This is a genomic window from Moraxella macacae 0408225, assembly GCF_000320365.1.
GTDB lineage: Bacteria > Pseudomonadota > Gammaproteobacteria > Pseudomonadales > Moraxellaceae > Faucicola > Faucicola macacae.
In genome coordinates this window covers 216418-228680 of the sequence record NZ_ANIN01000001.1, presented here as the reverse complement: position 1 = coordinate 228680, position 12263 = coordinate 216418, and the positions used below count along the sequence as shown (strand labels likewise).

Sequence of the window (12263 nt, the reverse complement as noted above, 5' to 3'; positions counted from 1 at the left end):
AAACAGTTGCTTGTTATAAACAACTGTTATAAACAACTGCTATAAACAACTGCTATAAACAACTGCTATAAACGTGGTAAATCATTTAACCCAAATTTCATATAAAAGGATCTATTATGAACATCACCCACAAACACACCTACAAAAAACTGTGGCTGGCTATTTCTACAGGTTTAGCCTTGTCTTTAACCGCTTGTGGTGGCGGTAGTGATAGCAATAGCCATTCAAGTCATGATCATGCCAACCCCCCCATAATAACACACCAAAAGTCGTAACTGGCGTATTTTTGGACAGTGCAGTAGAGGGTTTAGAAGTACTACAAAAAGGCAAATCCCTTGGCAAAACCAACGCCAAAGGCGAATTTAACTACAACACCGCAGATGGCAAAGTTACCTTTAAACTTGGTGAATTGGCATTGGGTGAAACCGAACCAAAATCCATCATAACTCCAACTGATTTAACCAAAAAAGAAGCAGAGTCCACACGCATTTTACAGATTTTACAAAGTGCAGACACCGACAATAACCCAGACAACGGCATCAAAATTGAAGAAAAAGTTGCCAAACGTTTTAAACCAGATGACTTAAAAGATTTGGTACAACAATCAAAAGACAGTGATTTTAATCAAAAATTACAAGCCAAACTTGATACCAATCAAAAAGTTCAAACCAAAGAAAAAGCACAAGAGCATTTTTATAAAACCTTGCAATCAGAACAGGTTACTCATTCCAAAGAAGCTGTTGATATGGCGGACAAACTTGTGGGTTATTGGAAGATGAGTTGTCAAGATTCATATCAAGAAGTCGTTGAGTATAAAAAAACAGACAAACCAAACACAGTCATCAGTGCCGATAAAATGATAACCAGAGAATATAAAAACCAAGACTGTACTGGCAATTATAAAGAGGAAAAAATAGAAAAAGATCCATACCCAACGACCATCAGTGTCATTTCTAGTGGTTATAATAGCCACGGCCAACAAAAAGCACAAGTACGGTTTCAAAAAGATCCGAACAATAGCCAAAAAGATCCTGCCAGTCAGTTTGTAGATATTGTATGGTTGGACAACAACAGACACACAGCAACGGTAAAAGGAAAAGAAGAAAGCGTAACTTTCACGCGTCAATCATCGCTTACGTTTTAACATCAAAACCGTTATAAAACATAGACCTTACAAAAACCAAATCTCACTTGAGGTTTGGTTTTTTATCACAACCAATTTGGCAAAATTTATGCCCTTGATTTAAGATTTTTAGCCAAAATTTTTAGTAAAAACTGTGTTTTACCTCTTTATTACAATCGGTAAAAAATGCTAAGATAGTGCGGTATTTTTTTAAAACTCAAGTGTTATTTTAAATAAAAATTAATAACAAAATTTAAATTTTAAAATTTTTAGCAGTTTTTAGCAGTTTTGAGATAAGGGCGATGTATGCACACAAATCACACAAAACAAAATCACACAAAACAAAATAAAACAGACACACAAGACAAGATAAATTTGGGTTTTAAGCCCATGCCTACTGTGATTGCAGTTGGCATTACGCTGTTAATTTGGTTTGTTATTCCTGTGCCTGATGGGGTGAAACCGCAGGCGTGGCATTTATTGGCGTTGTTTGTTGGTACAATTGCAGCGATTATCGGTAAGGCAATGCCAATTGGGGCAATTTCTATCGTTGCAATTGCATTGGTGGCGGTAACGGGCGTTACCGTTGACATTGGTGAAAATGGCAACATGATCGCCAATCCATCAGGCGAGGCGTTAAAACATGCGTTGTCCAGTTTTTCTAACTCATTGATTTGGCTAATCGGTATTGCAGTGATTATTTCGTATGGCTTGAGTAAAACTGGGCTTGGCAGTCGGATTGGATATTATTTTATTTCAATTTTTGGCAAAAAAACGCTTGGAATCGGCTATGCATTGGCAATTGCTGAGGTGGTATTGGCACCGATCACGCCGTCAAATACCGCTCGTGGTGGCGGAATTATTCACCCAATTATGAAAGCAATTTCTGAGTCGCTTGGATCAAAAGGAGCAAATGATGAAAGTCGCACAAAAGTTGGACGGTATTTGGCATTGGTAAATTATAATGCCAATCCGATCACCTCAGGCATGTTTATCACAGCGACCGCACCCAACCCACTGGTGGTAAAATTGGTTGCTGAAGTAACAGGCAAACAAGTGGAGCTTAGTTGGACAACGTGGGCATTGGCGATGTTGTTGCCTGGGCTTGTGTGTTTGTTTATCATGCCTTTGGTGATTTACAAAATGTATCCGCCAGAATTAACAGAAACCCCCAATGCCACCGAATACGCCAAACAACACCTTTTTGAATTAGGAGCGATGCAAAAAGGCGAAAAAATCATGCTTGGTGTGTTTGCTTTGTTGTTAATTTTGTGGGCAAACATTCCTGCGATGATTTTTGGCAGTGCGTTTAAAATAGATGCAACAACCACTGCATTTATTGGTTTATCAACCTTGTTGTTGACGGGGGTTTTGACTTGGGAAGATGCTTGACTTGGGAAGATGCACTAAAACAAAAGTCAGCGTGGGATACAGTGGTTTGGTTTTCAGCATTGATTATGATGGCAACTTTTTTGGATAAATTGGGGCTTGTTAAATGGTTTGCCGAAAATATCCAAACAGGCATTGGTTATCTTGGTGTGGGTTGGGTTGGTGCGTGTGCGATTTTGACTTTGATTTATTTGTACACGCATTATTTCTTTGCCAGTACCACAGCTCACGTTACCGCCATGTTTGCAGCTTTTTACGGCGTAGGGATTGCCTTAGGTGCACCGCCCTTATTGTATGCACTGATTTTGGCTGCAGCTGGCAATATCATGATGAGTATTACCCATTATGCCACAGGGACAGCGCCTGTGATTTTTGGTTCAGGTTTTGTAACCTTGGGTGAGTGGTGGAAAACAGGTTTTGTGATTAGTGTGATTAACTGTGTGCTTTGGCTTGGTATTGGACTGGTTTGGTGGAAAATATTGGGTTTTTATTGATTGTTTTACTATTAATTGTTTTATTAGATAATTTTAAAAATACCGTCAAAAAATTGGCGGTATAAATTGTAAATTTGGTTAATCTACATTGACAACATCAAGGTTTTTATCAATTTGCCATACCAAATAACAGCCAAGCCCCATTAAAATAAACATGGTTAAACCCAATTTTGCCACCGCATTGATGGGAAAAAAGTTTAGCATTAAACCGCCAAAAATTCCCACGACAAAGTTTAACGAACCTTGTAGTGCACTTGCCATGCCTGCGCGATGTTTTTGAAAGGTGAGTGCAATTGCCCCTGCGTTAGGCTGTGTCAAACCAAGCCCTGCGATACAAAAAAAGATACTGGCAAGCACCAAGGGCAGCCATGCATTTATGCCAAACACAAGTCCAAGTGTCAACAAACAGCCCGCTGATATGACTTGAATCAATGCCCCAAAGCGCAATAATTGTACCAACTTAAAGCGATTTACTAAAAATTGGTTGATTTGAGTTAATGCAATAAACCCGCCTGCATTCATGCCAAAAATCCAGCCAAAATGGGTTTCGCTCACACCGTAACCCTCCATAATCAGTTCAGGCGATGCGCTAATGTATACGAACATAGAACCCATAAGCAAGCCTGCTCCAATTGCAGGGTAATTAAAACGCGGATCCTTTAACAATTCACCGTATTGGACAAATAATTGTGCCACAGAAAAGTGATTGCGCCGATCTTCGCTTAAGGTTTCATACAAAAATAATTTGGTTAGGACGATATTTAGCACACCAAATCCTGCCAAAAACCAAAAAATCATGCGCCAATTGGCAATTTTTAACAGCAACGCACCAAGCGACGGTGCTAAAATTGGAGCGATGCCCATGACGAGAGTCATCAGTGAAAATGCTTTTGCCATTTCTGTTGGGTGTAATTTGTCGCGTATCATAGCACGTGCTACCACCGATCCGACGCACGCTCCTAATGCTTGCACCGTACGGGCTATAAACAGCACATACGCATTGTCAGTTGTGGCGCACAATACCGATGCCAGTATGTATACCGTCATGCCAATGTACAGCGGTGTAATTCGTCCGATGCGATCGGACAATGGCCCGTATAACAATTGTCCTACCACCAAACCAACAAAATATGCAGGCACAGAATTGGCAATAAACGCCGTAGAAACACCAAAATCCTCCGCCATGCTTGGCAGTGCAGGCAAATAGGTATCAATGGTTAACGGCCCTACCGCAATAACAAGCCCTAATAACATAATCCAAAAAACAGGATAATCATTGTTTGTTGGTATGGGATTTGCAGATTTTGATGTGGGATTTGACATAGCAGACACTTATGGTTTATTTTTTAAAATAGCAATACAGTATAAATAGCAATGCAATATTAATATTAACGTATAATGAAATTATGCCTAATTTTGTGGCTAATTTTATTGATTTTGATTTTATGGATTTTGGCAATTTTATTAATTTTGTTTATCAATTTTGTTAAAAATTAAAGCCAAGTATTGAAACTTAGCTTTAAAATTAATCGGACAATCAGGATTAACAGGGCAATTAACCATGATAAAACGTAAGTTTATTTGTCTTTTTTGGTCATTTGTTCAAAAAATTCATCGTTGGTTTTTGAGTCTTTGAGTTTGTCTAACAAAAACTCAGTGGCTTGGATTTCGTCCATTGGGTGTAATAATTTGCGTAAAATCCACACCTTGCGTAACAAGGCTTCATCAATCAAGCGTTCTTCGCGACGCGTGCCCGATTTTTTGATGTTAATGGCAGGGAAGACGCGTTTTTCAGCAATTTCGCGTTCAAGGGTAATTTCTTGGTTGCCCGTGCCTTTAAATTCCTCAAAAATCACGCTGTCCATTTTAGAACCCGTGTCAATCAAGGCTGTAGAAATAATGGTTAGGCTTCCGCCTTCTTCTACATTTCTGGCTGCTCCAAAAAAACGTTTTGGGCGTTCTAGTGCATTGGCATCTACGCCACCTGTTAAAACTTTTCCAGACGAGGGCACGACTGTGTTATAAGCACGAGCAAGGCGCGTGATGCTGTCTAGCAAAATCACCACATCTTGCTTGTGTTCTACCAAGCGTTTGGCTTTTTCAATCACCATTTCAGCAACTTGCACATGACGAGCAGGCGGCTCATCAAAAGTAGAGGCGACCACTTCACCGCGCACGGTACGTTGCATTTCGGTAACTTCCTCTGGGCGTTCATCAATCAATAACACAATCAAATGACATTCAGGATTATTGCGCGTGATGGATTGAGCAATAGACTGTAGCAACACGGTTTTACCTGCTTTTGGCGGTGCGACGATAATAGAACGCTGTCCTTTGCCAATTGGGGCGATCAGATCAATAATCCGCCCTGTTAAATCCTCGGTTGTGCCATTGCCAAGTTCTAGTTTTAATTGTTTGGTTGGAAAAAGTGGGGTTAAGTTCTCAAAAATCAATTTATGACGCGATCGATCCGGTGTGTCAAAATTGATCTCATTTACCTTTAACAGTGCAAAATAACGCTCCGAGTCCTTTGGTGGGCGGATAGTGCCTGCAATTGTATCCCCTGTTTTTAGGTTAAAGCGGCGAATTTGACTGGGGCTTACATAAATGTCATCAGGGCCTGCCAAATACGACCCTTCGGCAGAACGCAAAAAGCCAAAACCGTCAGGTAAAATCTCAAGCACGCCATCACCAAAAATTGCCTCACCGTTACGCGCGTGGGTTTTTAAAATAGCAAAAATAATGTCTTGTTTGCGATTGCGAGCCATGTTTTCAAGACCCACACTCTCACTAATATGGATAAGTTCAGCAACGGATTTGCGTTTTAGTTCGGTTAAATTCATAAAAACTTCATCAATTAAGAATAATTACTACCACAACAATGATTAATGATTAAAAACAAACGACGCATATTGTTAAACAATACTTAAATCAATACCGCATGAATTTTAAAAGCCATGTCAGTTTTAAAAAACCATGTGGGTTTAAAAAACCATGCAGCAACTTGGCAACGCGTTTATTCATTGATAACCAATGTTCGATAAAATGGAGGAAAACAGAAAATGAATGTTTGACATTCAAAAAGACAGATAATTATAAGGAATATAATTATTTTAGCGATAGTATGATAAGCGTTAACGACTATCTTTGTCAATACTTTTTGCCAATATTTTTTATTTTTTTGGCATTGTTAAATAAGAATAGGTTAAATAAGCATGCCTGTTAAAATATCAGTAGATCCAATTGGCATTTTGTTTGACACAATCCGACCTACTGTATAAATTTTATTAATTCAGTGGAGATTTATTAAATCATAATTGTTTATTAATAAAAGCTTCCAAATGTGGTTTTGGCAATGCCCCTGCAACAGAATCTACTTTTTCGCCGTTGTTAAACATAAACAGTGCTGGAATGCTGCGAATGCCATATTGGCTTGCAAGGTTTGGATTGCTGTCTACATCGACTTTTACGATGCGTACTTTGTCAGCGTATTGGGTTGACAACTCGTCTAGTACAGGTGCAATAGAACGGCAAGGACCGCACCAAGTTGCCCAAAAGTCTACCAATACAGGAACATCAGATTTTAAGACTGCTTGTTCAAAAGTGCCTTCATCGGCATGGATAACGTTTGACATAATTAATCCTATTTAAAAAAATTAGTAAATCATTAAAAACTAAAAAATCAAATAACCAAAAATTTTAATCAAAAATTTGGTTGCTTGTGAAAATTATAGGGGTTGTCCTATTGAATTACAAGCTTTTTATGTATAATGATGATGTTTTAAAAAATTAATCAATTTAGCAAATTTAGCATTTTTTATCAAATTTAATTGATAAAATTTGTTAAATTCACAATCACCGAATTTTGGTTAATGTGATCCAGTTACGGCTTGTAGCAACCGTTCTGGTGGTAGATAACCGCCGATTTGTTGACCGCTTTCGGTGAAAATCGAAGGCGTGCCATTGATGCCTAAACTTAATCCGAGATCGTGAATGCGACGTACTGGGCTATCGCAAGCAGGAGAGTTTATGGTTGCACCGTTTTTGGCATCGGTAATGGCTTTTTGGCGATCACTGTTGCACCAAATGCTTTCCATAATTGGGAAGGTGTGTTCACTGCGTGGCCAAGGCAAATAGCGAACTTCAATGCCAAGTCCGTTAATTTTGTCAATTTCGCTGTGTAATTTGCGACAATAACCACAATCGGCATCGGTAAAGACATAAATTGCCCCTTTTGTCTCACCTTGGGCGGGGAAAATAATCATGTCTTTTTTGTCAATACTGGCAAGCGTGGCTTGATTTTCTTGGGCTTGTAAACTGGCGGAAATGTGTTCAGGCTGGGTATTGCCAACTTTGACAATTTCGCCTTGTATGATGTATTGCCCTGTGCTATCGGTAAAAATCGCAGGCAAGCCTTCTGCTTTTACCCAAAACATATTTGGCATAGCCGTGGGTGTTACGGATAAAACTTTGGCGTGAATGCCTGATTTTGCTAAATTATCCGCCAAGGTTTGTTGTAATTTGGCATCGTTATTGGCAGGTGGTGGCATGGTGGTTTTTGGTGTGGTTTCTGTTGTGCTTGGTTTTTCAGATGGTTTGGCATTGCTGTTGTCGCAAGCACTTAGCATGATGATGCTAAGCAGCGAGGTAATCATAGCGGTTTTTGGCAAATTTAACATAAATGTTCCTGATGATGGCCAATTGTGTTTAATATTTATGTGTTTAATATTTAAAAAAATCGGTCTTTTTGGTCTAATTTTAAAATATTTTGTGAATTGGTGAACTTATTGGTATTAAGTATAACTAATTAGTATAAGTATAAAGCGATTTTCTTACAAATAATAGCGGATAATCGTTAAAATTTTACCGATGATGATTAAAAAAGTTGGTTTTGGATACAAATTGTTGCTTGTTTTTTGCTGATAAATTTGTAAACTGATAGGTTGAATTTAACCTTGATTGGCAAGTATAAAAGAAAATTGTTTTAAGAAAAAAATTGTTTTAAGGGAAAGTTATGGCTGGAGCAAGTTTACTTACATTGATAGATGATATTGCACTGATTTTGGACGATGTGTCGGTGATGACTAAGGTGGCGGCCAAAAAAACCGCGGGCGTGTTGGGTGATGATTTGGCGTTAAATGCCAATCAAGTAACCGGGGTAAAGCCTGATCGTGAATTGCCTGTGGTGTGGGCGGTGGCAAAAGGTTCGGCAATTAATAAAGTCATTTTGGTGCCACTGGCATTGTTAATCAGTGCGTTATCACCTGTGTTGGTAACGGTTTTGTTGATGCTTGGTGGTTTGTTTTTGTGTTTTGAGGGTGCTGAAAAAGTGTTGCACAAAGTTTTACATCACAACTTGCACCACAACGAAGATACACAAAACCCCAATGAACATTTGTTTGCCAATGCACAAAATGTAGATTTGGCCACTTTGGAGCAAGACAAAATCAAAGGGGCGGTGCGTACGGATTTTATTTTGTCAGCAGAAATTATTGTCATTTCATTAGGCACAATGGCGGCGACGGTTTCTTTGCCAAACAAAGCTATGGTATTGGCTTTGGTTTCGGTGGTGATGACTGTGGGGGTATATGGTTTGGTTGCAGGGATTGTAAAACTTGACGATTTGGGTTTATATTTATTGCAACAACCAAGCCAAAGTTTACAAAAAATAGGCCGTATGATTTTGGCATTTGCTCCAAAACTTATGCAGTTTTTATCCATTGCAGGGACGCTCGCGATGTTTTTGGTGGGTGGCGGTATTATTGCGCACGGTATTGGTTTTTTGCATCATGGTATTGAATATTTAAGCCAAATGTCTGGGCTGTTTGACGGTTTGGTTACCAATGTGCTAAATGGTCTGACGGGTTTGGTTGCAGGTTTGATCGTGGTGGGTATGGTAACAATTGTTAATAAAATGCGTAACAAATAGCATTAATTTGTTTTTTTAGTATTTTTTATGTGTTAAAATAGTTGGTTTTTGTAAGTAATTATGCTAACTAAAATTTCAACCAAGTTTAGGTTTTAAAAACGATTATGAAAATATTTGATGCGATGATTAGTGGCTATAACTTGCCATTTACCATCATTATGCTTGCTTTATTTCTAGGGGCGGTTGGTATTGTTTTCAAGCGCAATGCAAGTAAAACATGGGTAGATTTTGCCAATGCCATGCCAGCCATATTAACTTCCATTGGTATTTTTGGTACGTTTTTTGGTATTGTCATTGCACTGCTTGATTTTAGCGACAATAACATTCGTGAGCAAATTCACGTGATTATTAGTGGCATGCAAACAGCCTTTATCACCAGTGTGCTTGGCATATTTTTATCTATTTTACTAAAAATTATTTTGATTTTTAAAAACAATCAAAACGAAGATGTTGATAATATCAACGCCGAAGAATTGCTCCAGCGGTTTATAAAACAGACCAATACCACCGATAAAATATTAACCCAACACGAAATTACTGTCAAAAAATTAGACGAACTTATCAATGCCATCGGGCGTGATGGTGATAATAGCATGGTTGGGCAAATTCGCCTGATGCGTGCCGATTTTTCGGATAATCATAAAGCCAATTATACGCTTTTTGATAAGCAAACAAAAGCTTTGGTGTATTTGTATAATATTGCAAAGCAAAATCAGCAGGAAAAACAAGCTTTTGAACAAAAACTTTGGCAACAAATGGAGTGGATGAATGAAAATCTTGCCAAATCCGCCACTGAAAAAATTGCTGAATCGCTGAACAAAGCCTTGATGGTATTGGTTGAAATTGCAGAGAAAAATCATGAAGAAAGACAGGTTTTTGAGCGAAAACTTTGGCAACAAATGCACCAAGTTACCGAAAGTCTTTCTAAATCCGCTACCGAACAAATCATTGAATCGCTTAATCAAGTTATTCGTGATTTTAACGACAAAATCACCGAGCAATTTGGCGAGAATTTTAAACAGCTTAATCAAGCGGTTGGTCATTTATTGCAGTGGCAAGAAAATTATAAACAGCAAATTGAGCAAATGATTGCCCAGTACGAGTTGGGGGTAAAAGCCATTGATTTGACTAAAAATTCCGTTGCCAATATTGAACAATCCACAAGTGTGATTCCAAATCACATGAATGAATTAAACGCCGTCATTCAATTAAACCAAACCAATCTAAACGCATTAACCAATCACCTACAAGCATTTTCTGACATGCGTGAAAATGCGGTGCAAAGTTTGCCGGAAATTCAAAGTCATATCGCCCTTATGTTAGATAATATGCAAGAAGGAAGCAATTATGTAACCCACGCCTTTGATGAAGTCCAAAATACTTTAACAGACACCGCCCAAACTTTTGCCAAAGAGACGCAAAACAGCAACAATCAAGTGAAAGCCGTGGCAAATATGATTGAAAATTGGCATCAAGATTTTGCTCATTCATTACAATTGCTGCAAGATAATTTTAGCGAAACGCTGCAAAATATGGTCAAAGAGCAACAAAAATCCAATCAAACCATACAACATAACCTTGAACAAATTTCTGAACAATCATGGAATGACACTGCCGAAAAAATTGAAGGCATCTTAAGCGAAAGCCACAAAGGCGTGCAACAACAGCAAAATGAAGCCTTAAAATCCATGGGTCAATCACTCATTTCTATCACCCGTCAATTTACCGATGATTATGCAAGATTGGTGAATGCCATGAATGATGTGATTAACAGAAATGGGGGCAGATAATGTTAAACGCCCTGTTAGGTAAAATCACAGATAAAAAAGATGACGGCGAGCAGTGGTTACCCATTTCAGATTTAATGAGTGGGCTGATGATTTTGTTTTTCTTTATTGCCATTTCATTGATTTTGGAAACCCAAAAAGTGGTGATTTCTTATGAAGAAAATCAACGAGCCATTTATAATGCCTTAATGCAAGAATTTCAAAAAGATTTACCCACTTTAGGGGCGGAAATTGACCCAAAAACTTTGACCTTTATTTTTAAAAATCCTGAAATTTTATTTGAAACGGGCAAATCTAATTTAAAGCCAAGTTATCAACAAACCCTGAATAATTTTTTTCCACGCTATATGAAAGTGGTTTATCAATACAAACACGCCATTCAAGAAATTCGCATCGAAGGGCATACCAGCAGTGAATGGACAGCAGGCGTTGATGAGCATACGGCGTATTTTGAAAATATGCGCTTATCGCAAGACAGAACACGAGCGGTGTTGCAATATGTGTATTATATCCGTGGCATTGAACAATATCGTCCATGGATTAAACAAAATTTGGCTTCGGTGGGTTTGTCATCTTCAAAAGCCATTGTGATTAACAAGCAAGAAGATAAAGAACAATCCAAACGGGTTACTTTTCGCATTATCACCAATGCTGATGAACAATTGCAAAATTTGGCTAAGGAATATGCACGGTGAATTTGGCAGAGATTCTTGATAAATTACAACAAAATGCCTTAAAAGTAAGCCAAAATTTGGTGGATTATGAGCCGATGGTGAATAGCGAGCTGGATATTACCATTAAACAGCTAAAAAGCCGGAGTGGTATTGAGATATCGCTTGAAGACATTGAATTACAAGGCAATGTTTGGACTTATAAAGGGCATCATGTTTTATTGTTCATTCCTGATCAGGGTTTTGGTGTTGATAAAGTCATTGCTGGTAACAAAGAGGGCAGAAAATATCATTTAACCGATTGTAAAAAGATAGATGAGATGAAAACAGAGGGGCGTTTTGGCCGCTATAAAGTTACCAATAACACCGAGGGGATTTTTGCAGTGTATGGCAGACACTCTGAAACTGGAGAAACCATGCATGCCGAAGTGCGATTAAATGTTTGTAAACTCTGCCTTGGACGTTTAAATTATCAAGGTTATCCTAAAAACAAAGTTCAAGTTTATAATAACTTTGACTTAGATGAATTTCTTGAAACTTATCGCACGCATTTTAAAACCACCCCCGCCAATATTGGACAAGACAAAGCAGGTTATGCCAATAATTGGGAAGAGATTTCTCACCGATACCGCGAACGTCAAGCCTGGCGTTGTGAACAGTGTCAAGTTGATCTTAGCAATCACAAAAGTTTATTGCACACGCATCACATTGACGGCGTAAAACATCACAATAAAGATGCCAATCTAAAAGCACTGTGCATAGAATGCCACAGCAAACAGCCCAGTCATGGACATATGCGTGTTTCTTACAAAGATGGGCAGTTATTACAAGACTTGCGTCGTCAGCAAGGCATTTTTAGATACTAATTTA

10 protein-coding genes and 1 pseudogene are annotated in these 12263 nt (G+C 38.4%); 7 read left to right on the top strand and 4 right to left on the bottom strand.

Translation table 11 applies throughout. The features are described from left to right. Positions 1–116: 116 nt before the first annotated feature. From MOMA_RS09845 to MOMA_RS01035, 3 genes and pseudogenes are all read left to right on the top strand, one after another. Positions 117–275 carry a hypothetical protein gene (locus MOMA_RS09845; RefSeq protein ID WP_161600308.1) on the top strand — a complete coding sequence of 53 codons (159 nt, stop codon included), beginning with the start codon at positions 117–119 and terminating at the stop codon, positions 273–275. An 11-nt stretch (positions 276–286) separates the two neighbouring features. Further along, positions 287–1144, top strand: a complete 858-nt coding sequence (locus tag MOMA_RS09500) for a hypothetical protein (protein ID WP_009501345.1) — start codon at positions 287–289, stop codon at positions 1142–1144. A 354-nt stretch (positions 1145–1498) separates the two neighbouring features. Then, positions 1499–3006 (top strand): annotated as a pseudogene (locus MOMA_RS01035) (DASS family sodium-coupled anion symporter). 78 nt (positions 3007–3084) lie between these two features. Here the strand turns inward: MOMA_RS01035 and MOMA_RS01030 are convergent. The 4 genes from MOMA_RS01030 to MOMA_RS01010 form a co-directional block, all read right to left on the bottom strand. Further along, positions 3085–4329 (bottom strand): multidrug effflux MFS transporter, encoded by a 1245-nt coding sequence (locus MOMA_RS01030; RefSeq protein ID WP_009501344.1) that lies wholly within the window; start codon positions 4327–4329, stop codon positions 3085–3087. 254 nt (positions 4330–4583) lie between these two features. Further along, positions 4584–5849, bottom strand: coding sequence for a transcription termination factor Rho (rho, locus tag MOMA_RS01025; RefSeq protein ID WP_009501343.1), 1266 nt, complete (start codon positions 5847–5849; stop codon positions 4584–4586). Positions 5850–6317: 468 nt separating this feature from the next. Then, positions 6318–6641 (bottom strand): thioredoxin, encoded by a 324-nt coding sequence (gene trxA, locus MOMA_RS01015; RefSeq protein WP_009501342.1) that lies wholly within the window; start codon positions 6639–6641, stop codon positions 6318–6320. Positions 6642–6875: 234 nt separating this feature from the next. Then, positions 6876–7685, bottom strand: a complete 810-nt coding sequence (locus MOMA_RS01010; RefSeq protein WP_009501341.1) for a DsbC family protein — start codon at positions 7683–7685, stop codon at positions 6876–6878. Positions 7686–8020: 335 nt separating this feature from the next. On the opposite strand from MOMA_RS01010, the gene MOMA_RS01005 reads away from it, so the two are divergent. From MOMA_RS01005 to MOMA_RS00990, 4 genes are all read left to right on the top strand, one after another. Beyond that, positions 8021–8935 (top strand): DUF808 domain-containing protein, encoded by a 915-nt coding sequence (locus tag MOMA_RS01005; protein WP_009501340.1) that lies wholly within the window; start codon positions 8021–8023, stop codon positions 8933–8935. A 104-nt stretch (positions 8936–9039) separates the two neighbouring features. Continuing rightward, entirely contained in the window at positions 9040–10725 is a 1686-nt protein-coding gene (locus tag MOMA_RS09495) for a MotA/TolQ/ExbB proton channel family protein (RefSeq protein ID WP_009501339.1), read from the top strand. Continuing rightward, the gene (locus tag MOMA_RS00995) at positions 10725–11417 is read left to right on the top strand and encodes an OmpA family protein (protein WP_009501338.1); all 693 of its coding nucleotides are present in this window, start codon (positions 10725–10727) and stop codon (positions 11415–11417) included. Before MOMA_RS09495 ends, MOMA_RS00995 begins: the two co-directional genes overlap by 1 nt. Further along, positions 11414–12259, top strand: coding sequence for an HNH endonuclease (locus MOMA_RS00990; protein WP_009501337.1), 846 nt, complete (start codon positions 11414–11416; stop codon positions 12257–12259). The genes MOMA_RS00995 and MOMA_RS00990 overlap by 4 nt, the downstream gene beginning before the upstream one ends. Positions 12260–12263 lie beyond the last annotated feature (4 nt).

Bases quoted from the DNA above. Each gene is read 5' to 3' on its own strand.
- MOMA_RS09845 (WP_161600308.1), top strand. From the start codon at position 117: ATGAACATCACCCACAAACACACCTACAAAAAACTGTGGCTGGCTATT.
- MOMA_RS01030 (WP_009501344.1), bottom strand. From the start codon at position 4,329: ATGTCAAATCCCACATCAAAATCTGCAAATCCCATACCAACAAACAAT.
- rho (WP_009501343.1), bottom strand. From the start codon at position 5,849: ATGAATTTAACCGAACTAAAACGCAAATCCGTTGCTGAACTTATCCAT.
- trxA (WP_009501342.1), bottom strand. From the start codon at position 6,641: ATGTCAAACGTTATCCATGCCGATGAAGGCACTTTTGAACAAGCAGTC.
- MOMA_RS01010 (WP_009501341.1), bottom strand. From the start codon at position 7,685: ATGTTAAATTTGCCAAAAACCGCTATGATTACCTCGCTGCTTAGCATC.
- MOMA_RS01005 (WP_009501340.1), top strand. From the start codon at position 8,021: ATGGCTGGAGCAAGTTTACTTACATTGATAGATGATATTGCACTGATT.
- MOMA_RS09495 (WP_009501339.1), top strand. From the start codon at position 9,040: ATGAAAATATTTGATGCGATGATTAGTGGCTATAACTTGCCATTTACC.
- MOMA_RS00995 (WP_009501338.1), top strand. From the start codon at position 10,725: ATGTTAAACGCCCTGTTAGGTAAAATCACAGATAAAAAAGATGACGGC.